Origin of the sequence: Enterococcus sp. BSD2780061688st2 D3 (assembly GCF_005844145.1) — a bacterium.
In the GTDB taxonomy this organism is placed as follows: Bacteria; Bacillota; Bacilli; order Lactobacillales; family Enterococcaceae; genus Enterococcus_B; species Enterococcus_B durans.
In genome coordinates, this window is sequence record NZ_SPHN01000005.1 from 39,398 (window position 1) to 62,788 (window position 23,391).

General features: G+C 37.7%; 19 protein-coding genes and 2 pseudogenes. 12 read left to right on the forward strand and 9 right to left on the reverse strand.

Annotated features, from left to right (window positions below; genetic code table 11):
- Positions 1 to 285 precede the first annotated feature (285 nt).
- From ahpF to FGQ66_RS05595, 3 genes are all read right to left on the reverse strand, one after another.
- A complete protein-coding gene (gene ahpF, locus FGQ66_RS05585; RefSeq protein ID WP_138301965.1) occupies positions 286 to 1,815 on the reverse strand; it encodes an alkyl hydroperoxide reductase subunit F in 1,530 nt (509 codons plus the stop codon).
- Between the two features lie 11 nt (positions 1,816 to 1,826).
- A complete protein-coding gene (gene ahpC, locus FGQ66_RS05590; protein ID WP_005877596.1) occupies positions 1,827 to 2,390 on the reverse strand; it encodes an alkyl hydroperoxide reductase subunit C in 564 nt (187 codons plus the stop codon).
- 152 nt (positions 2,391 to 2,542) lie between these two features.
- The gene (locus FGQ66_RS05595) at positions 2,543 to 4,075 is read right to left on the reverse strand and encodes a helix-turn-helix domain-containing protein (RefSeq protein ID WP_138301966.1); all 1,533 of its coding nucleotides are present in this window, start codon (positions 4,073 to 4,075) and stop codon (positions 2,543 to 2,545) included.
- A gap of 143 nt (positions 4,076 to 4,218) precedes the next feature.
- Between FGQ66_RS05595 and FGQ66_RS05600 the strand changes: the two genes are divergently transcribed.
- Complete coding sequence (locus tag FGQ66_RS05600) at positions 4,219 to 5,496, forward strand: LPXTG cell wall anchor domain-containing protein (protein WP_138301967.1); 1,278 nt, start codon at positions 4,219 to 4,221, stop codon at positions 5,494 to 5,496.
- Between the two features lie 422 nt (positions 5,497 to 5,918).
- Here FGQ66_RS05600 and bsh read toward each other — a convergent pair whose 3' ends face one another.
- The 5 genes and pseudogenes from bsh to FGQ66_RS05620 form a co-directional block, all read right to left on the reverse strand.
- The gene (gene bsh / locus FGQ66_RS05605; protein WP_138301968.1) at positions 5,919 to 6,893 is read right to left on the reverse strand and encodes a choloylglycine hydrolase; all 975 of its coding nucleotides are present in this window, start codon (positions 6,891 to 6,893) and stop codon (positions 5,919 to 5,921) included.
- A 130-nt stretch (positions 6,894 to 7,023) separates the two neighbouring features.
- Positions 7,024 to 7,147 (reverse strand): annotated as a pseudogene (locus FGQ66_RS15670) (DUF3788 family protein); the annotation flags it as partial.
- A 155-nt stretch (positions 7,148 to 7,302) separates the two neighbouring features.
- Complete coding sequence (locus FGQ66_RS05610) at positions 7,303 to 8,337, reverse strand: AI-2E family transporter (RefSeq protein ID WP_025481333.1); 1,035 nt, start codon at positions 8,335 to 8,337, stop codon at positions 7,303 to 7,305.
- A 119-nt stretch (positions 8,338 to 8,456) separates the two neighbouring features.
- Positions 8,457 to 8,888 (reverse strand): MarR family winged helix-turn-helix transcriptional regulator, encoded by a 432-nt coding sequence (locus FGQ66_RS05615; protein ID WP_113845616.1) that lies wholly within the window; start codon positions 8,886 to 8,888, stop codon positions 8,457 to 8,459.
- Positions 8,889 to 8,947: 59 nt separating this feature from the next.
- Positions 8,948 to 9,358 (reverse strand): organic hydroperoxide resistance protein, encoded by a 411-nt coding sequence (locus tag FGQ66_RS05620; RefSeq protein ID WP_104661625.1) that lies wholly within the window; start codon positions 9,356 to 9,358, stop codon positions 8,948 to 8,950.
- Between the two features lie 312 nt (positions 9,359 to 9,670).
- Here FGQ66_RS05620 and FGQ66_RS15675 point away from each other — a divergent pair.
- A pseudogene (locus FGQ66_RS15675) lies at positions 9,671 to 9,769 on the forward strand (DUF3788 family protein); the annotation flags it as partial.
- Positions 9,770 to 9,841: 72 nt separating this feature from the next.
- Here the strand turns inward: FGQ66_RS15675 and FGQ66_RS05630 are convergent.
- Complete coding sequence (locus tag FGQ66_RS05630; protein WP_005877607.1) at positions 9,842 to 10,690, reverse strand: YitT family protein; 849 nt, start codon at positions 10,688 to 10,690, stop codon at positions 9,842 to 9,844.
- 1,208 nt (positions 10,691 to 11,898) lie between these two features.
- Here FGQ66_RS05630 and FGQ66_RS05640 point away from each other — a divergent pair.
- The 10 genes from FGQ66_RS05640 (at position 11,899) to FGQ66_RS05685 (ending at position 23,369) form a co-directional block, all read left to right on the forward strand.
- Positions 11,899 to 13,668 carry a glycoside hydrolase family 13 protein gene (locus FGQ66_RS05640; protein ID WP_138301970.1) on the forward strand — a complete coding sequence of 590 codons (1,770 nt, stop codon included), beginning with the start codon at positions 11,899 to 11,901 and terminating at the stop codon, positions 13,666 to 13,668.
- Positions 13,669 to 13,767: 99 nt separating this feature from the next.
- Positions 13,768 to 15,027, forward strand: coding sequence for an extracellular solute-binding protein (locus FGQ66_RS05645; protein ID WP_016176626.1), 1,260 nt, complete (start codon positions 13,768 to 13,770; stop codon positions 15,025 to 15,027).
- A gap of 248 nt (positions 15,028 to 15,275) precedes the next feature.
- Positions 15,276 to 16,574 (forward strand): carbohydrate ABC transporter permease, encoded by a 1,299-nt coding sequence (locus FGQ66_RS05650; RefSeq protein WP_005877613.1) that lies wholly within the window; start codon positions 15,276 to 15,278, stop codon positions 16,572 to 16,574.
- 3 nt (positions 16,575 to 16,577) lie between these two features.
- Complete coding sequence (locus FGQ66_RS05655) at positions 16,578 to 17,429, forward strand: sugar ABC transporter permease (protein WP_005877615.1); 852 nt, start codon at positions 16,578 to 16,580, stop codon at positions 17,427 to 17,429.
- Positions 17,430 to 17,439: 10 nt separating this feature from the next.
- Positions 17,440 to 18,255 (forward strand): maltodextrose utilization protein MalA, encoded by an 816-nt coding sequence (locus FGQ66_RS05660; RefSeq protein ID WP_138301971.1) that lies wholly within the window; start codon positions 17,440 to 17,442, stop codon positions 18,253 to 18,255.
- Between the two features lie 153 nt (positions 18,256 to 18,408).
- Entirely contained in the window at positions 18,409 to 19,575 is a 1,167-nt protein-coding gene (locus FGQ66_RS05665) for a class I SAM-dependent methyltransferase (protein ID WP_005877620.1), read from the forward strand.
- A 183-nt stretch (positions 19,576 to 19,758) separates the two neighbouring features.
- The gene (locus tag FGQ66_RS05670) at positions 19,759 to 20,394 is read left to right on the forward strand and encodes a PepSY domain-containing protein (RefSeq protein WP_138301972.1); all 636 of its coding nucleotides are present in this window, start codon (positions 19,759 to 19,761) and stop codon (positions 20,392 to 20,394) included.
- A gap of 77 nt (positions 20,395 to 20,471) precedes the next feature.
- Positions 20,472 to 21,416 (forward strand): dihydroorotate oxidase, encoded by a 945-nt coding sequence (locus FGQ66_RS05675; protein WP_138301973.1) that lies wholly within the window; start codon positions 20,472 to 20,474, stop codon positions 21,414 to 21,416.
- A gap of 299 nt (positions 21,417 to 21,715) precedes the next feature.
- Complete coding sequence (locus FGQ66_RS05680; protein WP_053109022.1) at positions 21,716 to 21,997, forward strand: metal-sensitive transcriptional regulator; 282 nt, start codon at positions 21,716 to 21,718, stop codon at positions 21,995 to 21,997.
- 10 nt (positions 21,998 to 22,007) lie between these two features.
- Positions 22,008 to 23,369: an MATE family efflux transporter gene (locus FGQ66_RS05685; protein ID WP_138301974.1), complete on the forward strand. Its 1,362-nt coding sequence runs from the start codon at positions 22,008 to 22,010 to the stop codon at positions 23,367 to 23,369.
- Positions 23,370 to 23,391: the final 22 nt, after the last annotated feature.

The window sequence follows — 23,391 nt, forward strand, 5'->3', positions numbered from 1 at the left end:
GAAGGTCAAAAACAAAAGAAGTGGAGTGTGGAAAGAATAGGTAGGATAACGACTAAAAGTGAAGTGGATAAGCAATTGGAACAAAAGTGGAGCAATCGAATGTGGAGTAAATCTAAAAGTTAGTTTTGCTACAGATCCTCGAATAAATAGCGTCCAAAAGTCAGTCTTTTTGGAAATTTAAAAAAAGCGAGCAATACAAAAAATGTATTGTTCGCTTTTTCTCCAATTTCTCAAACCTAAACGACTTTTGTCTCGACCTCTTTTTTTTAGCTCTATTAGCTGCTCTTAATTCCTCATCAAATAATCAAATGCTCCGAGAGCCGCAGTTGCACCGGAGCCCATTGAAATAATGATTTGCTTATAGGAACTATTTGTACAGTCACCAGCAGCAAATAATCCTTTGATCGATGTTTCTCCATGCAGATCAACAATGATTTCTCCACGCTCGTTCATCTCAAGAGGGGCTGAAAGCCATTCTGTATTTGGAACCAATCCAATCAAAATAAAGACACCAGCAACATCCAATGTTTGTTTTTTCCCAGTAGCTCGGTCTTTGTAAGTGATTGAGTCGACATGAGTAGTTCCTGTGATTTCTTGTGTTTCTGCATTTAATAAAATGGTCACATTTGAAAGTGTAGCTAATTTATCTTGCAAGATTTTGTCTGCTTTTAGTTCAGAAAGAAATTCCAATACGTAAACATGGTTTGCTAGTCCTGCCAGATCGATGGCAGCTTCAATCCCGGAATTTCCGCCACCAATCACCGCAACATCCTTCCCAGTGAACAATGGCCCATCACAGTGAGGACAATAGGCGATACCTTTGTTCTTAAATTTCTTTTCCCCAGGTACGTTGATTGATCGCCAACGTGCGCCAGTTGCTATAATAGCAGTTTTTGTTGTTAATTTTTGACCACTTTTCAAGGAAACAGCAAAAGAATCGTTTTGTTTTTGAAGTGAGGTCACTAACTGATTGGTCATAATGTCCACCGGATAAGAACGCAAATGTTCTTCAACTTGTTTCATCAATTGCGGCCCCTCTGTGTAAGGCGTCCCGATCATATTTTCAATACCCAACGTTTCGATCACTTGGCCACCAAGAGAATCAGCTACAAGACCAGTACGAATACCTTTTCGTGCTGCGTAGATGGCTGCACTGCTCGCTGCTGGACCACCACCGATAACTAAAACGTCATAAGGCGTTGACTCACTAGATGGCGTAACTGTTTGAGGACCTGTAATCTGTTCAATGATTTGTTCAAGTGTCATACGTCCACTTGCAAATTCTTGTCCATTTAAATAGACAGTAGGTACTGCTAACACTTGTTTTTCAGTGATTTCATTCTGGTACATACCGCCCTCGATCATCGTATGATGGATCGTCGGGTTCAAAACAGACAGAATATTTAATGCCTGGACGACATCTGGACAGTTATGACAAGTCAAGCTGACATAGGTTTCAAAATGTAAGTCCTGCTGAATTTGCTTGATTTGTTGTGTTAAAGAATCCGTGATTTTTGGAGGACGACCACTGACCTGTAGTAGGGCAAGCAAAAAAGATGAAAACTCGTGACCTAAAGGAATCCCAGCAAAGGCGATCCCGCTAGTTCCATTTAATGGGTTGATCTCGAAACTTGGCGTGCGAGACAACTTTTTCTCTTCGATTGTCACTTTTTCCGTCATCTGGGCAATCTCATTTAAGAACTCAAGTAACTTTCTTGAATCATTAGAGTCATCTGTACTTGTTGAAAAAATAACGGGAGATTCTAACATCTCTAAATAGTGGGCGAGATTCTGCTTCGTTTCTTTATCTAACATCTTACGACCCTCTATATCTTTCCTACAAGATCAAAACTTGGCTTCAATGTTTCGCCACTTTCTTTCCATTTAGCTGGGCAGACTTCTCCAGGATGCGTACGGACATACTGAGCTGCTTTGATTTTATCAATCAGTGTACTTGCATCACGTCCAATCCCGTCTGCATTGATTTCCATTGCTTGTACGATTCCATCTGGATCAATGATGAACGTTCCTCTTTGGGCAAGTCCTTGTTCTTCATCTAGTACATCAAAAATTCGAGAGATGTGATGAGAAGGATCACCGATCATCGTATAATTGATTTTACCTATAGCTTCGGATGTGTCATGCCAAGCTTTGTGGGTAAAGTGGGTATCCGTTGAACAAGAAAAAACATCTACGCCAAGTGATTTTAATTCATGGTATTGCTCTTGTAGGTCCTCAAGTTCAGTCGGGCAAACAAAGGTGAAATCGGCTGGGTAGAAGCAAAGAATACTCCAATTTCCAATCAGGTTCTTTTCTGATACCTCAATAAATTCTCCATTACGATAAGCTTGTGCTGTAAATTCTTCAACTTTTTTTCCGATCATTGACATAATAAAACCTCCGATAATAATTATTTATTTATAATAAATATAATTTAGAAAGAGAGAATAAGTCAATGTTTTTTTGTTATATTAAATTTTTTCGCTAAAAAAGGTGCGATAAAAATACAGTCATCAAGCAAGTTGGATCTTGACTAAACACTTTACGGACAAATACTATAGTCATTTTCTTGTTTTAATTCAAAGATATATTCAGCGATTTTCGTTACGACCCTTTTCCAATCATTTGGAGAAACGATCCCATCTAACAAATAGATTTTCTTGATATCTTTTGAAAGATGGTCAAGGGGGGAATCACTCACGATGATATCGCATTCTTCCATATAGTACTTTTGGATGATGATTGAATCTGAAGAAAAAATTTGCTCGATTTTTACCAATAGATCTTTACCTACGTAAAAGTCTTTTGTGTAATTGATCCCAATAACGATAGTGGGTTGTGCTTTAAAGCGATCATAAAGATGCAGTAAATCTTCCACGATCCATTGGACATTTTCACGATCGAGAATCTCAGGTAAATAATGGTGGTGTTCTTCTCTGAATTGCAGGTAGAATCGCTCGATCTCATTTTGCAAGACAGTAAAATTTTTCTTGCCTTGATACAACACAAAAGTCGGTAGAGGTGTATTTGGCTGATCGTGATTCAAAAAAGTACTAAAGATTTTATTACGAGCAAAGTTCATCGTATATAAGGCTTGCTGATCTCTTGGTATGTTCAAGCTGAAATGAGTAGCGAAGGCCTCAACCATTTTTTTACAATACATAATATGGGGAACTTTGGCTTTCAATAATAGTTCATATTGGTACTGGCTCAATTCGTCGCTCTCGATTTTAGATATGGCTAACCGTGCTAAAACATTGATCAGAATACGTTGTTCATAACCAATAGGCAAATTGGGATGAAGCAAATCGAAAACAGGGTCCACTAAATACTCGATGTAGCCGTGTTCCGTAAATTCTTTTTGAACATTTTTCAAAGTAGTAGCTGGAAAATTCTCCTGACATATTTTTAATAGTAAGTACAGCTTGTCGATCATGCCGCCATTCAAGGCGATCAACAAATCCTTCTTGAAGTAAGCATTGAGAGTGTAAGCGATTGTTTGTTCCGGTTCATTGGAATAAGGAAAAGAAGTATTGGCGAATATATTCCAATAAACATCTAAAAAGCAATATTGTATTTGTACTTCTGTTCCAGAAAGGATTTTTCTTCCTTTATTCGAAAATTTGAAGGAGATACCGTATAATGCTAAAAATTGGTTCACTGTCTTCATTTTGGAATAAAGATAGGAAGGACTGTAATTCGTTTGTTGGCTGAGACTAGTCATCGTATTGCCATTCTCGCTTAGTAAGGCAGTTAGAATTTGGTAATTGGTAGATTCTGAGCAATATTTTCCTAGTAGTCCATAGTAGCACTTGGCGATATCGATTTCTTCACAAGCTAATTTGATAAAATTTTTCTGCTTTACGATAGCGATCTCTTCGAATTCAAGTGTAGTGAAGTCTTGTTCAAGTTCTTGGATGTACAATAAAAGATTGGAATCAGACATATCAAAATAATCGGCTAGATAATGTGTGGTAATAAAAAAACGGTGTTCCGATAGAAAAAGGAAAATATCAAGTTTGGTCACGTTTTTTTTCTTCAATAAGTACTTTTTTATTGCTTCTTGTGTCTGCATCGCGTTCCTCCATTTGGTATGATCTTGAATAATTTTACTGAAAATTTCTTGTTTTTAAACAAAAAGACAGTAAAAATCTCCTAACAATTTGTATTATCTTATTCCTTGTGAGTAATAAAGAAAAAAGATGGGAGAGAAAGAGCATGAAATATTTAAACGTTTTATTTGCTTCTGTTGTTTTAGCTAGTCTAGCAGTACCAGTTGACGCAGCACAAGTTGATGAAGCTGCGCCACAATATCCCATAACCATACGTTCAACAGAACCAGGTTGGGCGAATGTCAATCGTATCACATTACAAGATATCTTTTTACCAACAAATTCAGGTATTATGAAAGTGGCCGTTGGCGAAACGATCACGGTAAATGCAACGGTCGATTATTCAGGAGATTTAGCACCTATCTTACAATCAAGTGTTTTATTTGAAGGGGTTGATCCAGCACTAACGATTGGGTACGATCCTAGTTCACTTGTAATCAATCAAAGAGCAGCAAGTTTTTCTTTTACTGTAACACTTAATCGATCATTAACAAAGCCCGCACTGTTTACAGTTAAAGTAGCAGATGGTACTCCTTCTGATAACCAACATCTGACACCATATAGCCAACGACAAACGATTGAAGAAGCGTCAATAGATTCAGGGGACGAAGATCTAATTGAGATCCCAGAGACAGATGGCAATGTCGGTGGAAATAAACCGACGATTAAACCAGAAGAACCGGATCAAGAAGTCACAGAACCAGAGGAACCAGATCAAGAAGTGACAGAGCCAGAAGAGCCAGGACAAGAAGTCACAGAACCAGAAGAACCGGATCAAGAAGTGACAGAACCAGAAGAACCAGGACAAGAGGTCACAGAACCAGAGGAGCCAGGACAAGAGGTGACAGAACCAGAAGAGCCAGGACAAGAAGTCACAGAACCAGAAGAGCCAGGACAAGAGGTGACAGAACCAGAAGAGCCAGGACAAGAGGTCACAGAACCAGAGGAACCAGGACAAGAAGTGACAGAACCAGAAGAGCCAGGGCAAGAAGTCACAACACCAGAAGGGCATGGTCAAGAAACAACACCGCCCCAAACGGGAACTGATGGGAATCCTTCTGATGAAACAAACAGAGAAGTTCCTGAGAATACGAATCATTCAAAGGCCAATAGTCATGGGAAAAACATAAATAATGATATTATCAAAACACAAGATTTTGATAGAAATACACATGCGAACGTAAAAGAAGTTCCACGGATTCGAATCGATAAAAATGAAAAGGCGAATGATAATAGTAATGAAAATTACCGAAACGAAGAAAATCCTTCTTTATCTGATCGTCAATCAACATTGCCTAAAACAGCAGAAAAATCCAATTTATTCTTCATACCTGTTGGTTTAGTACTTCTAGGATTCACGATTTTGAAGTTAAAAAGAAAATAAGAATGAACCTTTGTTAAAGGGAAACTTTTGACTCATGAATGTTACAGAGCTAAAATCGAAGCTTTTGAAAAGAAAAGGCTACATTTACAATGCCTGTAAAAGATGGAACATGTTATGAAGAATGTGGGACAAATCTAAAAAATCAGGTTTGCTATAGACTCTCGAGTAAACGGCGGGAGCAGAAGCAACTCCTTCTTAAATAAGCAGAAATTCACAAAAATTTGAAAAGCAATTTTCGTGAATTTCTGCTTATTTCTCGGAGTTAAACACTTCTGTCCCAGCCTCTCTCAAATAAACGGTGTTCAAAGGTCAAGTTTTTCGGAAATTTCAAAAAAACGAGCAATACAAAAACGTATTGTTCGTTTTTTTTTTGAAATTTATCAAACCTAAATGACTTTTGTCTTGGCCTCTTTTTTTCGCGTTTAATTGAGGTAGTTGATTTGTTCTTGTTCAATTAAAGGATAGGTGAACAATTTTGAGTCGTCTAACTCTACTTTATGCATATCGATCGCTGTGATCTGGCTATTTGTGTAGGTCGTATAGTAGTAGATTCCCTTGTCCATATTGCAACAAGAGGAATAGATAGTGTATTCAAATTGACCATTTCCAACATCGCATAACCCTTTTTGTTGTTCCACCGATTTTAAGATATGGAAAAATTGCCCAACGCTTTCGGCTTCTGAATCTCCTGAAACTGAGTTTAGTTTGGTAAAAGCAGCTTTGATAAATCGGGAACTAGAAGATAAGTCACCTGGTAAACCAATGCTACCCATGCCGCGACTGTAGACAGTCAACTCTAGATCTTTAGAAAAAGTGTTCTCTGGGGTATGAGTAGAGACATGTCGATAGTTGTTTAAATTAAAGAGTTGGTAATCAAAAGTAGGATTGTTCGTCAATACACCAATAGGATTATCATATACTTTCAATCCATCAACTGTAGACTCGACCACGATCGACTCTTTTTGATCTGCTATCATCCAGTGTAAAGGCGAAAGTGGCAAGTCTTCACTGAAATCGATGTTGACTAAGTTGATTTCCTTTAATAATGCTCTTGCTTCGAAGACATTTTGACATTGACTTAGGATCCAAGGGATAAACTCAAATGGAGAAATGTTGGTTTTTTCGGACATTTCTTCAAAGAAATGCGCATTCCCAGGGAAATTTAGTCCTGCCATGCTTAAACCTGTTTCATTCGTTGCTTCATAATAGAGAGGGTAGTCGTTGACAACAGTTGCCATACCAATCAATGCATAATGGGTGGGGATATCCGTCACTCTCCGAAATTTAAATGGATAATTTCTAGGAGTGATGGTTACCACTTCATGATAAGAAATCTCCAAATCCAAATTACGACCAAAATAATGATCTTTCGTTGAATAAGTAATCGATGTACACATTGTACATTGCCTCCTTTGATGATGGTAATTTAATCATAGGACGATTTTTCATTTTTTTCCACTAATAACTAAATAGATGATCAAAAAAGAGTGGATGTGGAACAAATTTAAAAATCAGTTTTGCTACAAACACTCGAATAAACGGCGGGAGCAGAAGCAACTCCTTCGGAAATAAGCCGAAATTCACAAAAATTTGAAAAAGCAATTTTCGTTCATTTCTTCTTATTTCTCGGAGTTAAACACTTCTGTCCCAGCCTCTCTCAAATAAACGGCGCCCAAAAGTCAATTTTTTCGGAAATATCAAAAAAAAAACGAGCAATACAAAAAGCGTATTGTTCGTTTTTTTCTAATTTCTCAAACCTAAACGACTTTTGTTTCGACCTCACTCTAAATACGAATAAGCGCTAGGTCAGGGATTGGTTTCCTTTGTGACGTGTTGAGGAATTTCCTTCACCTTTAAGACATCAAGGAAGAAAGTGAAGATCGGAATTCCGACGATCAAACCCCAGACGCCGAAGAATCGTTCACTAACTAATAGAACGATAAAGGTGTAGAAAATCGGTAATTCTGTTTTGCTTGACATCAATTTTGGGTTCAAGACATACGACTCAATCAAGTGGACGACTAAGATCGTTAAAAGTATATAGACAACATCTTTGATCCCTCCCTGAGAATAAGCAATGAACGAAAGAGGAACACATGAAACGATCACACCTGCAACTGGGATCAGACTTAAAAAGAAAACCATGATGGCTAAGCTTAATAATTGGTTGAAACCAAAAGCGGCTAAGGCAACGGTCGTCAATAATGTATTCAGTAAGGCAATAATGAATTGTGCTTCTAAAACCAAGCCAAATGTATTGACGAATTTATAGGCAAAATAATAGATATCCTGGAAAAACCAAGCAAATTCACTCTTTAAAAACAATCGTGAGAACACAACTGTTTTTTTCTTCTCGATCATAAAGAAGAAACTTAAGATGAATGACATGGCAAAAGCAACGGCTAACTTACCGATATCTTGTAAATAGCCTAATGCGATCGATGCACCATTTTGTAGTTGCTCAAAAAAATCGTTTCGTTCAATGTAATTATGGATATACAAGAGAACAGGGTCAGCATCTTTCGGCTGATGTTCGTAGAAATTGATCACTGATTGGATCATGTCGAATGTCTGATGGATCAGTACAGGGATATACTTTGTAAATGCAAGATAGATCAGATAAACGACTAAGGCATAAATGATGATCGTCAATGCGCCGGTCGGAACCTTCACAAATCGTTGGATGACTTGAACTAAATGGATCATCAGATAGGTAAAAATAAAGGTAAGTAAAATAGTGGTGATCATGCTCCTTACAAGAAAGAGAACAACGATGATCGATAATAAAACAGTTAAACGACGAACTTTTTCATTCGCCAGGAAACGCTGATAAACAGACAACACAACAACCTCCAAGTGTAATGAAATAATAGCTTATGTAATTGATTATAGTGTGGATTCCAAGAATAAGAAAGAAAAACTGCTGACAATTTATACAAAAAGTCAGCAGTAACTTCAAATCAAGTAGTATGACGAAAATTATTCACCATTTTAGTTGTTAGTTTTTGCAAAAGGACTAATTCATCAGGTTCTAAAGGAAGATGAGCAAAAATCTCTGATGGAATCGTTTCTGCTTTTTTTGCTAGAAACTTGCCATTATCCGTTAAACTGATGCGAACGATCCGTTCATCTAAAGTGTCTCTTGCCCGTGTAAGATATTCTTTTTCTGCTAGCTTTTTTATCACTGGTGTCAACGTACCAGAATCTAAACAAAGGATTTTACCCAAATCTTTCATCGTCACTTGATGTTTTTCCCACAAGACAAGCATTACTAAATATTGCGTATAGGTTAGTCCTAATGGTTTCAATAGTGGCGTATAATATTTGGTGATTTCTTTTGAGGCTGCATACAAAGGGAAGCACAACTGATTTTCTAAATATAAGTCTTCCATTTTCATTCACCCCATTCATTAGAATCCTTTGTTAGCATAGCTGATTTTTTTAAAAATGTCTAGCCTTCAACGGCTGTCAAGGTCACTTCGATATTTCCTGCTGTTGCTTTTGAATAAGGACAAACCTTGTGAGCTGCTTCCAATAATTCTTGTGTTTCTTCTAATGATAGACCATCAACATGTCCTTCAATTTCGACACCTAAAACAAAGCTCATTTCGTTTTCAGCATACAATGACACTTGTGCACTGATAGTAGAAGCTCCAGCAATGTTTTTTTGGTTTTTGATCAATTCCAACGCACTGTTGAAACAAGCACTGAAACCGGCAGCAAACAATTGTTCCGGATTTGTCGCATTTTCGACACGACGTCCAGGGGCAGCAATATTTAATTCGAATGAATGGTCAGGGCTATGCACTTCTCCAGAACGTCCACCTGTATTGATCATTTTTGTAGAATACATTTTTTTCATAAGAAACACTCCTTTAAATTTAGTTGTGTACAATTTAATTGTATACAACTAAACGGAAAAGAGCAAACTAAAAGATTTCAGTACTCGTTAAAAAGGTCAGTGGGAGAAACATAATAGCTTGGAGAAAGACAAGAATGGCTAAAGAAAGACCCAGATTGCCAAAACAGTAACGTCTGCTTCAGGAATCTAGGTCTATACTATTTCGTATGGATCGTTCAGCAAACGATCAGGAGAAAAAGATTGGAAAAAAGATTTTTGGGATAACTTCAAAATAAACGCGTAATCTTAAAAAAGAGGCTGGGGTAGAAGTACTTGATTCCGAGAAATAAGAAGAAATTCACGAAGATTGCTTTTCAAATTGTTGTGGATTTCGGCTTATTTAAGAAAGAGTTGTTTCTGCTCCCACCGTTTACCGTTTATTCGTTTTTAAAGCATGAGACAAAAGTGTTTCATACTTTTGTCTCATGCTCTTATGGATCAGGGTCACTCGATTGGATGGTACGTAAAACCACTACCCATTACCTCAGCTACACTATTGACGATAACGAATGCAGTTGGATCGATTTCTTCAATCAATGGTTTGATTCGTGAAAATTCATGATCAGTGACAACAATCAGTAACACTTCTTTCGACTTTCGATTATACCCGCCTTTAGCTTCCAAGAGAGTCAATCCCCGCCCAATCTCCGCACTCAAACGGCGTCTGATTTCTTCTAGCGAATCTTCGCTCATGACCATGATCGATTTTTTTCGATTCGTTCCTGTTTCGATATAAGACATGACGATTGACGTGATGACGATAGAGAGGATCGCATATAAGAATTCTTCAAATCCAAAGACGAATAAATTCAGGGAAACGACAACAGCATCAGTAAATAATAGGCCAATTGAGGTATTTAAATGGAAATATTTTTTGAAAATCAGTGGAGGAATCGTTGTACCGCCGCTTGATGAGTTATTTTTGTATAAAATTGCTACACCGAGTGCAAAGATGGCACTACCGAAGATGACCGAGAGCAAACGATCAGGAGTAATCATTGTTTCAGGAATGATGGCAATGATCAGTGGAAAGACAAGACTTCCAAAGAGAACTTTGAAGAAAGGTTGTTTGCCTAAGAAAAGAAGAGCCAATACTAGCATAATGATATTCAGTACCAAGATGACCATTGCACGGTCAAATCCTAATGCAGATTCTAAGAGGATACCAAGCCCGCTTACGCCGCCTGCTGCAATATGATGGGGGCCTAAGAACATATTGATACTTACCCCTAAGATCGTTAACGCAAAGACTATTTTTATGTAAGTCCAAGTGATTTTTTTTATATTATTCATCCATTCACTTCCTCATTCTATTTTAATTTTATTGTTATGTTATTAGTATAACCTAATAATCTCTAAAAGTTAACAAGAGATTAACATTTAAGTTGGATATGCCTAACTTTTTGCTCTTATTATCTTATCTCTATTTAGGTCAAGAGGAGTTTCTAAGAAATGTTAAAGGACAAATAATGGAAAAAAGTGGAGGAAGTTTCTTTAAAGAAATAAAAGGAACACACTTTTTTGATAAACATCAAATCGACAATTTGGATTAATCAGGCTAGGGAAAAACAGACGAGCTAAAGTTAAGGAACGTCATACAAAATAAGTAGTCCAAAAAAGAGTTTTTTAAAAGATTTTTTGTTTTGCAAGTTAAAGAAGAGAACAACCAGAGCTTTTCAGTAGTTCGCCTTTCGATCAAAACAATCAGAATAAAGAGGTTCTTTAGGCGGATTTGATGGTTGGATATTGAATGGATCAAACAAGTGAAATAAGAGTTGATCGTTGGCCGAACAGTGAAAACGCAAGATAAGCCTTTTAAAAAACTTTTGGATCGTGTGTAATATTTGGTACGGATATTGGATCATTTACTTGAGAAGGTTGCTCCATCTTTTCCGCAAATACAGGTTTTGCTAGAAAATGAATTATCAGTAACAAAAAAGATAGAGAAAGAAGGAGGAAACAAAAGCGCTTCGAATTTGGTATGAGTCTGTAGTACATAGGGACGGGAAAACAGAAAAATGATTGGCTGTTACTCACTTCCCTATAGATACCAATACTGTTTTTTACCGGAGAATATAATTGGAAATTTAGAGAAATCGGGTGATAAGTTGTTACAAAGAAAGACCGTTTTGAATTTGTTGTTGTTCAAGGGAGCGGTCACTGTATCCATACCGAACAGCCTAATTCGTTTGAATTGGTGGTGAGTGAATGGATGGTGAAGAGAAGAAATGAGAATTGAAAAAGCAAAACTTCTCGAGTTACATTTACCCTTGATACCTCCATTTCAAATGAGTTATGGCACATTGACTGAAAAGAAGTTCGATTTCATAGGAATTTACGAAGCAGTTTCATTAAGTGAGAGGTGGTTTTTCACTTTTTGGAACTGTTTTTTTTCTTTTCCTCAAATTAAATTCTGTTACCGATAACATTTTTGAAAGCGTTGTCTTTTTCTTTTCGGTCTTTTATAGTGAGAACGTAATCTTAAAAAAAGGAGGAAATATATGAATACGGCAGCAATTTATCACCGTCCAGAAAGTGAATATGCTTTTTTGTACGAAAAAGATACGTTTCGAATTCGTCTGCGTACTAGTAAGGACGATGTTAAAAAAGTTTATGTTATCAGTGGCGATCCTTATACCATTACGTCTAAGAAATGGTATTTACAGGAAGTTCCAATGAAAAAAGGATTGAGTACACTCGTACATGACTATTGGGAGATCGAACAAACGAGTGATACGAGACGCTTACAGTATGGCTTCCATATCGTTGGAATCGATGGAATGGAGTGTTTTTATGGAGATCAAGGTATTTTCCCTTACGAGCCAGCTACTTTAGCAGAGGCAAATTATTATTTTCGCATTCCTTATTTCCATGAGATCGATCGCTTCAAAGTTCCACAATGGGCGAAAGAAACTGTTTGGTATCAAATTTTCCCAGAACGTTTCGCAAATGGCGATACTAGTAATGATCCTGAAGGTACGTTGCCTTGGGGCAGTAAAGCGCCTGACCGCGATGATTTCTTTGGTGGGGATCTTCAAGGGGTGATCGATCATCTAGATTATCTGAGGAATCTAGGGATCAATGGGATTTACTTTTGTCCGATCTTCAAAGCAATGTCGAATCATAAATATGATACTATCGACTATTTCGCAGTTGATCCCGCATTCGGGACGGAAGAACAGTTGAAAGAATTGATTGAAAAAGCGCATCGAAAAGGAATGAAAATCATGCTTGATGCGGTGTTCAATCATATCGGTAGTGATTCGCCTCAATGGCAAGATGTCGTGAAAAACGGGGAACACTCTGAATATAAAGATTGGTTCCATATCCATTCTTTCCCTGTAGATACGTACCAAATGACGGAAATCCCCGAAACTGCGGCGAACTTAGCTTATGACACGTTTGCGTTTACGCCTTTCATGCCGAAGTTGAATACAGCAAATAAAGAAGTGCAAGCATATCTGCTGGAAATAGCGGCTTACTGGGTGAAGGAATTCGATATCGATGGTTGGCGCCTAGATGTAGCGAATGAAGTCGATCATCATTTTTGGAAAAAATTCCATGAAACGGTAACTGCGATCAAACCGGATATTTATATTTTAGGTGAGATCTGGCATTCTTCACAAGCTTGGTTACAAGGAGATGAATTCCATGCAGTGATGAACTATGCCTATACGGATTCTATAAAAGATTATTTTGTGAAGCAAAAGATCAGTGCGCAGCAAATGGTAAGTGGAATGAATCATCAGCAAATGTTGTATCAAGACCAGGTCAATGAGGGAACATTCAATCTATTAGATTCCCATGATACTGCTCGAATCTTGACATTATGTCAGGAGAATAAAGAGCTGATGAAGTCAGTTTTGACATTCATGTTTCTGCAAAAAGGGGCACCGTGTATTTATTATGGCACAGAAATCGGCTTGACTGGCGGTGAAGACCCAGATTGTCGTAAATGTATGATCTGGGAAGAAGAACAACAGGATTTGGAATTATATGGATTTACTAAAGAATTGATTTATTTGCGTAAACGACTATCTGAGATTTTGATCAATGGAACAACCTGTTGGGAGTTGGTCGATGACAGTCGAAATGTCATCCATTTTTCACGAGAATTAAATGGACAAAAAATCCATGCCATCTTCAATCAGGGACAAGAAGCGTACCTCATTGAGCAACAAAGCGAAGTTATATTCAGTCAAAACAGCGAACTGCTGAATGATGGCAAAGCAGAGATCCAACAATATGGATTTTTGATTATGTGTGAATAAGTTGTTACCGGTAACATACAGAAAGCGTTTGCAAAAGGTAGTTTTATAACAGTATACTTTTTATATAGCAACGAATCCAAAGAAGCGGAGGAAAAGAAAGTGAAGAAAAACTATGTGAAAAAATTGGGGTTAGGTTTAGTGTCACTTGGTATTCTAGGTGGTTTAGCAGCTTGTGGTAACGGAAGTTCTTCAACGAGCAGCAGCGAAAGCGACGAAAAGACTTTAACGGTATCGGTCGATTCTGGGTACAAAGATTACATCAATGAAATCAAAGGTGATTTTGAAAAAGAAAATGATGTAAAAATCAAATTAGTCGAAAAAGACATGTTCGAACAATTGGAAGCACTTTCGCTTGATGGACCTGCAGGAAAAGGACCAGACGTAATGATGGCAGCTTATGACAGAATCGGTGCTTTAGGTCAACAAGGACACCTAGCAGAAGTAAAACTAGGGAACGAAGCGGATTATGACGAAACAGACAAAGCTCAGGTCACTTACGATGGCAAAATTTACGGAGAACCTGCAGTTATTGAAACATTGGTACTTTATTACAACAAAGATCTAGTAGAAACAGCACCAACAACATTCAAAGACTTAGAAGCATTAGCAAAAGATGATCGTTTTGCTTTTGAATCTGAATCAGGTAAAAATACCGGCTTCTTAGCGAAATGGACAGACTTCTATTATTCTTATGGCTTATTAGCTGGTTACGGCGGTTATGTGTTCGGTGATAACGGAACAGATCCTTCTGATATTGGTCTAGATAATGCTGGTTCGATTGAAGGGATCACGTATGCAACAAATTGGTTCCAAAATGTATGGCCTAAAGGAATGCAAGATATCAAGAGTGCTGGAGACTTCGTTAGCCAACAATTCATGGATAACAAATCAGCAGCAATCATTGACGGACCTTGGCAAGCACAAACGTATAAAGACAATAAAATGAACTATGGCGTAGCAAAAATCCCAACATTGGACAACGGTGAAGCATATCAACCATTTGGTGGTGGAAAAGGCTGGGTTGCAAGTAATTACTCTAAGAACAAAGAACTTTCTCAAAAATGGTTGGATTATGTGACAAACACAAAGAACCAAGAAAAATTCTTTGAAATGGTCAACGAGATCCCTGCAAACCAAACTGCACGTGAAACAGCAAAATCAAAAAATGACGAGTTGACTACTGCGGTTATTGACCAGTATGAAAATGCGCAAGCAATGCCAAACATCCCTGAAATGGCAGAAGTTTGGACTGGTGCTGAAAACTTGATGTTCGATGCTGCTTCTGGAACGAAGACACCAAAAGAATCTGCAACTGATGCAGTTAAGACAATCAAAGAAGCAATCGAACAAAAATATTAAAATTACGCACTAGAAAGTAATAGAGTTTTCCATTAAAAATAGATGTTCCAAGCAAAGCTTTTATCAGAAAGTGTAGAAGTTGTAAAAGAAGCGTTTTGATAGAAGTGAGAAAAAAGAAAACTCTCGAAATAGTTTTTCTTATTTTGAGAGTTTTTGATTTATTGTCAAAAGACAGGGATAGCCGTTTGACGAGTTGGATCATTAAGCAGCAAGTTTTGTATAGATTAGCAGTATAAGGGGGCATCAAGATGCAACAAGACAAAAATGAAGTCAATGTAAAAAAAGTGACCTTACTATCACTTATCCCCGGCATGGGGCAATTTGCCAATGGACAAAGATTTAAAGGAATTGTCTTTATCGTTATTTTTCTAGCATTCATCATCCAAATGATTTTAGGTGGGTTTCAATCATTGATAGGATTGATCACATTAGGTAGCGTACCGATGGAAGACCATTCTCTATTTATTTTGATTCAAGGAACGCTCCAATTGATCATTACGATCATCTTTTTCATTTTTTATGGATTGAATCTACTAGACGCAAAAAGAGTCGCTACTTTGCGTAAGGAAAATAAAAAAGTAAATCGTACGATGAAGGAAGTCATACATAATGTAGGAGATGAGGGTTTTCCTTATTTACTTACGCTTCCAGCATATCTCTTAATGATTTTTACCATTATTTTTCCCGTATTAGTGACATTGTTCACCGCATTCACAAATTATGATTTCAAGCATATCCCTCCGGCTAGTCTGATTGACTGGGTGGGAGCAAAAAATTTCTTTAGTATCTTTTTCTTAAGCTCTTATCGAAACACATTCCTATCCGTATTCTCTTGGACAGTGATCTGGACACTTTGTGCAACAACGCTCCAAATCACATTAGGGATTTTCACAGCAGTAGTGGCACATCAAAAGTTCATCAAGTTTCGTCGGATCTTTGGGATCATTTTCCTTTTACCATGGGCTGTACCAGCATTTATCACTATCATGAGTTTTTCGAATATTTTCAACGACAGTGTCGGAGCAATCAATACACAGGTCATTCCATTTTTGAACAATCTGCCATTTGTCGATATTTCTGCGATTTCATGGAAAACAGATCCTAATTGGACAAAAGTAGCAATCATCATGGTCCAAGGCTGGTTAGGATTCCCGTATATCTATGTGATGGTTACAGGGATCTTGCAGTCGATTTCGGAGGATCTATATGAAGCAGCAAAAATCGATGGAGCAAATGCTTGGAAACGATTTTCAAATATCACTTTGCCGGCGATTTTTCTCGTAGCTGCACCAACGTTCATTACTCAATATACAGGAAACTTCAATAACTTCTCAATGATCTATCTGTTTAATAATGGTGGTCCTGGTAGTGTTGGTGGCGGTGCCGGTTCTACAGATATTCTGATCTCATGGATCTATAAATTGACAACAGGAACGTCTCCACAGTATTCCATGGCTTCTGCGATCACGTTGATCATTTCTGCGATCGTTATCTGTGTCTCCTTGCTGGTGTTCAAAAAGACAAATGCGTTCAATATGGAGGACTAAACGATGAAAAAATTTAATTCAAGCGCAAAATTCCAACGAAGAGTTTCTCATTTTTTTACCTATCTATTTCTTATTCTTCTATCGATCATCATTATTTATCCATTGCTGATCACTGCTAGTACGGCATTTAAATCAGGAAATATTGCAGCATTCAGTTTAGATTTATCGAGTGATTGGACACTTGATAATTTTACTCGGTTATTCAGCGAAACATTATATGGCACTTGGTATAAAAATACATTGGTCATTTCGATCTTGACCATGGCTATCCAAGTAACGGTGGTGACATTGGCTGGTTATACGTATAGTCGCTATCGTTTCGTTGGTCGAAAATCAAGTTTGATGTTCTTTTTGGTGATCCAAATGGTTCCGACGATGGCTGCATTGACCGCCTTCTATGTGATGGCGTTTCTACTCGGTGCATTAGATCACTATTGGTTCTTGACGATGATCTATATCGGGGGAGGAATCCCAATGAATACCTGGTTGATGAAGGGGTATTTCGATACAGTCCCAATCGATTTAGATGAATCCGCTAAATTAGATGGAGCAGGACATTTCCGTATTTTCTTGCAGATCGTTTTGCCGTTGGTCAAACCGATGCTCGCGGTTCAAGCTTTATGGGCGTTCATGGGTCCATTTGGTGATTTCATGTTAGCGAAATTCTTGCTTCGTACACCAGAAAACCAAACAGTCGCTGTAGGGTTACAAACGTTCATCTCTGATGTAACGAATCAGCGGGTCTCATTATTTGCCGCTGGAGCCATCTTGATTGCGTTACCGATTTGTTTATTATTCTTCTTTTTACAAAAAAACTTTGTCACAGGATTGACTTCTGGAGGAACAAAAGGATAGAGGTGTTAATATGCAAACATTTCCATTGAATTATTTTTCTGCTTTAATTGGACCTAAGCAATTATTTGCAGGAAGAAAACAGCTTTCATGGCTTAACTTCAGTTTGATCTTTCTTTTCTTAGTATCATTGATGGTTGTGCCTGTCACCCTGTTTTACGCTAATCAAGTAAAAGCAATTCCTATGGCACAATTTTTGACAGTTGAATCTCTGAACGATCAGCCAGGAGTCGATCGTTTTTCACAATTAAAAGTAGTAAACGGTGAATTAAAGTCAGCGCCAATGGTCATTAGTGAATCAGATGAACTACTCATTGGTACTGATCTATCAAAAGCACAACAATCAGAAAAAAATGCATTCATCAACTTTGAAAAAAACAATTGGACGATCCAACAAAAAGAAGGGGATACAACCAGAACGTATCAAATGAATTATCTTTCTTCATTTGACCCTGCTAGTGTGACTACGCCGCAAGAATTTCAACTCTTTCTTGAACAAGCGTTTTATGCCAGCAATCGGCCGACGATCATCCTTTCATATAGCTTGAGTCTTGGGATCATTTTGTTCATCATGACTGCGTTGATCCTCTTTGGCGCTGCATTCTTCTTGTGGATGACACGAAAAAGCCGTTTCTCTTCCATTCATACATTTAAAGAGAGTGCGAATCTGATGCTGAATGTGATCGGGGTTGGTTCAATTATTTCCGCTGTAGTAGGGTTGGTCCATTTTGATTTTGTACTGATGTTAGGAATCCAATCAACGGTTGCTGTATTGCTGCTTTTATGGATTTTTGCTAAGACTGGATTTAAAGATGAGCCGATCAAGTGACAACTATCTTGAATTATGAGAGAATGTATGCGAAAAAAATGAAAATTTGACGTGTTTTGAGAAAAATTTCTGAAAAAAAGAGACCTTCTTAGTTGATTCTTTTAATTTTTAGTATTAACGTTATAGGGTAGTTTTTTTTTAAGGAGGAAAATCATGTTAGAGAAGACTTTATACAATCAATTATTTTCACATTCTTTCTCACTTCCAGTTGAAGTTACTTATTGGGATGGTACGACAAAACAATACGGAGATACGGGTAATCCTCCCCAAATCAAAATCAATATCCACGAAGAAATCCCTATGAAAGAGATCACCAATAATGCATCTCTTGCGTTAGGTGAAGCTTATATGGATCATCGCATCGAGATTGAGGGAAGTATCCAAGCATTGATCAATGATGCTTATCAACAAGCAAATAGTTTTTTACGAGGAAAAGATTATCTAAAATGGCTTCCTAAAAAAGAGAAGCATACCAAGCAACAAAACAAAGAGGATATCCACTCTCATTATGATCTAGGAAATGATTTTTATGAAATGTGGCTTGACCCTACATTAACTTATTCTTGTGCATACTTCGAAACTCCAGAAGATACGCTTGAACAAGCACAAATCAATAAAGTACACCATATACTAGACAAATTGTTCATTAAAGAAAATGAAACATTACTTGATATCGGTTGTGGCTGGGGAACATTGATGTTTACTGCAGCGAAAGAGTATAACTTGAAAACGACGGGTATCACATTAAGTGAAGAACAATATAACCATATCACTAAAAAAATCAAAGAAGAACATCTTGAAGATCAATGCCGTGTCCTACTCATGGACTACCGCGAGCTTAAAGGCGAAACATTTGATCATATTACCAGTGTAGGGATGTTCGAACATGTCGGTTCTGATAATCTTGAAGGTTATTTCAAAGTAGTGAAAAACTTATTGAATCCTAAAGGAACCGCGTTGATCCATGGAATCAGTCGTCAACAAGGTGGCGCAACAAATGCTTGGATCAATAAATATATTTTCCCTGGTGGTTATGTTCCGGGTGTCACAGAATTAGTCGATAATATCACTAAAAACGATCTTCAATTGATCGATTTGGAAAGCTTACGCCGTGATTATCAATTAACACTAGAACATTGGACGAAAAATTTCCACGCGGTACAAGACAAAGTCACTGAAAAAATGGGTGATTCTTTCTACCGAATGTGGGATATGTATTTACAAGCTTGTGCAGCTTCCTTTGAATCAAGCAATATTGATGTAATCCAATATCTATTAGTTCAACCAGGTAACAATGATATTCCAATGCACCGTGCATAATCGTTGAAAGTAGCAAGAAAAATGAATGCCTCTCAAAAGTTAGAACCAACTTTTGAGAGGCATTTTTGATTTCTTTGCTGCTTTTTTTATTTAAAAGAACAAATAGTATAAAAATGACTTTTACTTTTTTCTTCTGTATACTGAAAGAAACCGGATTATTTATGAAAGAAGGGATATGAAAAAATGAAAACAAAAGTTATTTATTGTGGGTTATTTTCTTTATTTCTACTTGCAGGCTGCCAGCCGACAAAGTCTGAGAACTCATCTGTAAGTCAAACGACAGCTACTACTATGACAACTAAGACAAGCGATACAACAAGTACAGGTACTTCTGCTAAAGAAAGCAGTCAAAGTAGTACAGGAAATGAGACAAATCAAGTGATCAAAGTTTCTGTCACAAAAGCAATTGAACTTTTCCAAAATAAATACCCAGATGCTGCAGTGACGAGTTTAGAATTGGATAGTGATTGGGGAAGCTATTTTTACAAGATCGAAGGTGCCGATGACCAAAATGAATATGAAGTAAAAATCGATGCCAATACAGAAGATCTGGAAGCTCAAACGCCTGAAAAACTCGATCCAGATGACAGCAAAAAGAAAGAAGAAGATGCTTTAGATACAACAAATTTGTTGTCAACGGAGGAAGCTGCTCAAAAAGCAGTTGAAAAAGTTGGTGGAGGTACAGCAACTGACTGGGATCTGGATAAAGATTTAGGTACCACTTATTGGGAAGTAAAAGTCGAAAATGGGAAACAAACAACGAAGGTGAAATTAAATAGTCAAACAGGTGAGGTTCTTTCCACAGAAACAGAGGATTGATTTTTATCAACTCTTAGTTGCATTTTTTAGAGAGAATGATACACTGGAAAAAATGATTTATCAAAGGAGAGAATAACTTGACGCTAGAAACGACTTTTTTCAATCACACTTTTGCAAATCCTTTTATGAATGCTTCGGGTGTCCACTGTATGACTGTCAGCGAATTGGCTGAATTGGACCGTTCATCCGCAGGAGCTTTTATTACCAAGAGTTGTACACTCACAGAACGTGCTGGTAATCCAGAACCACGTTACTTTGACGTTCCACTAGGTAGTATCAACTCCATGGGATTACCAAATCTTGGCTATTCTTATTATCTTGACTACGCATTAGCTTATGAGAAAGAAAACGAAGGGAAACAGCCTTTGTTCTTTTCGATTGCGGGTATGAGCGCAGCTGAAAACTTAGAGATGCTGACGATGATTGAAAATAGTGCGTTCAAAGGAATCACAGAGTTAAATCTTTCTTGTCCCAATGTTCCAGGAAAACCTCAGTTGGCATATGATTTTGACGCTACATTCGATTTATTGAAACAAGTCTTTGCTCGCTTCACGAAACCATTAGGAATCAAACTTCCTCCGTATTTTGATTTCGCACATTTTGATCAAATGGCAGCGATCTTGAATCAATTTCCGTTGACTTATGTCAATTCGATCAACAGTATCGGGAATGGATTATATATCGATCCGAAAAATGATTCAGTGGTCATAAAACCAAAAGACGGTTTTGGTGGATTAGGCGGCGAGTATGTAAAACCAACTGCGTTAGCCAATGTTCGAGCGTTTTATACACGATTGAACCCTGAAATCAAAATCATCGGTACAGGGGGTATCCGTAATGGGCAGGATGCCTATGAGCATCTCCTCTGTGGCGCCACGATGCTGCAGATCGGCACTGAACTCCATAAAGAAGGCCCAGCGATTTTTGACCGTATCACAAAAGAATTGGCAGCAATCATGGAAGAAAAAGGCTACGATTCGATTGCTGAGTTTCGTGGAAAACTGAAAACGATGAATGAATGAAACGAATGATGTGATGCGCGTTTTAAAAATCAATTGCAATGAAAATGGATTTTAAAACGCGCATTTTTCATTGAGAAATTCGTTGAATAACTAAATCTATTAAACAGAATATTACAGAACCAGACAAAAGCCTTCCTCGCTTTTGTCTCTTTTTTGTATGCTCTTGTAGAGATAAAAGCTTCCTTAGCTGTCGAGAGGATTTGATCCTATAAAAAGCTTTCTTTGACAATTAATAGACAAAAGCATATATTCATAGGGGATGGGGGGTACCCCCATAAAACTATTTTGGAGGTTATCATATGTCACATTTGATCGAACACCATAACGAAGAGTTGATCAAACGCTTGAATAAAATCGAAGGACAAGTAGTGGGTATCAAGAAAATGGTCAACTCGAATAAAGATTATGCTGATATTTTGATCCAATTGAATTCCGCGCGATCAGCGATTCAAAAAATAAGTCAGATTCTTTTGGAAGCTCAAGCCGATCATTCGTTGATGCATGTAAGTGAAGGTGCTGATTTATTGGAAGAGATGGACCATTTAAAACGTGTGATTACCCAATATAATAAAATGAATTGAGTGATGGAAGATGGATATAAGAGAGCCAGGATCAAATAACGACTCAACTATTAAAAGAAAATTGATCAAGTTGGCGCTTCCTGCCACGATCGAAAATATATTGGAAACGTCTGTTGGGTTCATCGATTCTTTGATGATCGCACAAATTGGGTTGTTTGCTGTGGCAGGAATAGGTATAGCCAATGCAATATTAAATGTTTATATTGCTGTATTTATTGCTTTAGGGATCGGCACATCCTCTTTGATTTCTAGAAATATCGGAGCGGGAGATAGTGAAAAAGCAACATTGATTGCTAAACAGTCATTATTGTTAGCAATTGTTTCAGGTCTAATCTTAGGTCTAGTAAGTTTTCTGGTAGGACCGCAGCTGTTGGATTTAATGGGTGCGACAAAACAGACCTTTGACTATGCATTACAATTTTTCAGTATTGTAGGTGGCGGATCAATTGCTATTGCCACGATGATTTTATTGGGAAGTATGTTACGAGCAATCGGTGATACGAAGTCCCCGATGAAAATCGGCTTTATCACCAATCTTCTGAATATCATCCTCGACTACATATTGATTTTTGGTTTAGGACCGATACCCGCTTTTGGTGTAGTGGGAACAGCTATCGGCACGCTGGTTGCAAGAGTCTTAGGAACTATTTTATTGTATCGAAAAGTGCAATCATCCGTTCTAGCTTTTCCTTTCATGTCACTATTCCAACGCAGCAATTATCAGGAATTACTGAAGCTCTCATTTCCTGCGGCTTTAGAGCGCCTGGTTATGCGCTTAGGACAAGTATTGTATTTTGGCTTGATCGTAGCCATTGGTGCTAAAACTTATTCCGCCCATTCGATTGCAGGAAGCATTGAAAGTTTTGTCTATATGCCAGCGTATGGATTAGCTACCGCAGCCGCAACTTTAGCAGGAAACAGTATTGGAAAAAAAGAGTTTGAAGAAACGAAACGTGTGGCTCTTCATGCTGTTAAATACGGGGTCATTGTATTAAGTATACTGGGTATAGGATTGTTTTTTGGCACACCCTATATTGCACCTTGGTTTACAACTGACGCTGAGGCAATCAAGCAAATCACTATTGCGCTTAGAATCGATGCATTCAATCAACCGGGATTAGCTATCAGTTTGATATTAGCTGGTGTGTTACAAGGAATGGGAGATACCAAAACGCCTCTCTATAGCACGGCCTTCGGGATGTGGGTCACACGAGTCTTAGGTGTGCTACTGTTGGGGAAAGTATTGAATCTAGGAATTGCAGGTGTGTGGGTAGCGATTGGGATTGATTTATACGTACGTTCGCTTTTTTTAACTTATCGTTTTAAACGAAATATCCGAATGTTAAAGAAGAATCAAATGCCTTCGCTATAAAAAATTGGTGTCAAGTAGAAAT

What these genes read in the sequence shown, in the direction of transcription:
- ahpF (WP_138301965.1), bottom strand. Translation starts at nt 1,815, where the DNA reads ATGTTAGATAAAGAAACGAAGCAGAATCTCGCCCACTATTTAGAGATG.
- ahpC (WP_005877596.1), bottom strand. Translation starts at nt 2,390, where the DNA reads ATGTCAATGATCGGAAAAAAAGTTGAAGAATTTACAGCACAAGCTTAT.
- FGQ66_RS05595 (WP_138301966.1), bottom strand. Translation starts at nt 4,075, where the DNA reads ATGCAGACACAAGAAGCAATAAAAAAGTACTTATTGAAGAAAAAAAAC.
- FGQ66_RS05600 (WP_138301967.1), top strand. Translation starts at nt 4,219, where the DNA reads ATGAAATATTTAAACGTTTTATTTGCTTCTGTTGTTTTAGCTAGTCTA.
- bsh (WP_138301968.1), bottom strand. Translation starts at nt 6,893, where the DNA reads ATGTGTACATCGATTACTTATTCAACGAAAGATCATTATTTTGGTCGT.
- FGQ66_RS05615 (WP_113845616.1), bottom strand. Translation starts at nt 8,888, where the DNA reads ATGGAAGACTTATATTTAGAAAATCAGTTGTGCTTCCCTTTGTATGCA.
- FGQ66_RS05620 (WP_104661625.1), bottom strand. Translation starts at nt 9,358, where the DNA reads ATGAAAAAAATGTATTCTACAAAAATGATCAATACAGGTGGACGTTCT.
- FGQ66_RS05630 (WP_005877607.1), bottom strand. Translation starts at nt 10,690, where the DNA reads ATGAATAATATAAAAAAAATCACTTGGACTTACATAAAAATAGTCTTT.
- FGQ66_RS05640 (WP_138301970.1), top strand. Translation starts at nt 11,899, where the DNA reads ATGAATACGGCAGCAATTTATCACCGTCCAGAAAGTGAATATGCTTTT.
- FGQ66_RS05650 (WP_005877613.1), top strand. Translation starts at nt 15,276, where the DNA reads ATGCAACAAGACAAAAATGAAGTCAATGTAAAAAAAGTGACCTTACTA.
- FGQ66_RS05655 (WP_005877615.1), top strand. Translation starts at nt 16,578, where the DNA reads ATGAAAAAATTTAATTCAAGCGCAAAATTCCAACGAAGAGTTTCTCAT.
- FGQ66_RS05660 (WP_138301971.1), top strand. Translation starts at nt 17,440, where the DNA reads ATGCAAACATTTCCATTGAATTATTTTTCTGCTTTAATTGGACCTAAG.
- FGQ66_RS05665 (WP_005877620.1), top strand. Translation starts at nt 18,409, where the DNA reads ATGTTAGAGAAGACTTTATACAATCAATTATTTTCACATTCTTTCTCA.
- FGQ66_RS05670 (WP_138301972.1), top strand. Translation starts at nt 19,759, where the DNA reads ATGAAAACAAAAGTTATTTATTGTGGGTTATTTTCTTTATTTCTACTT.
- FGQ66_RS05680 (WP_053109022.1), top strand. Translation starts at nt 21,716, where the DNA reads ATGTCACATTTGATCGAACACCATAACGAAGAGTTGATCAAACGCTTG.
- FGQ66_RS05685 (WP_138301974.1), top strand. Translation starts at nt 22,008, where the DNA reads ATGGATATAAGAGAGCCAGGATCAAATAACGACTCAACTATTAAAAGA.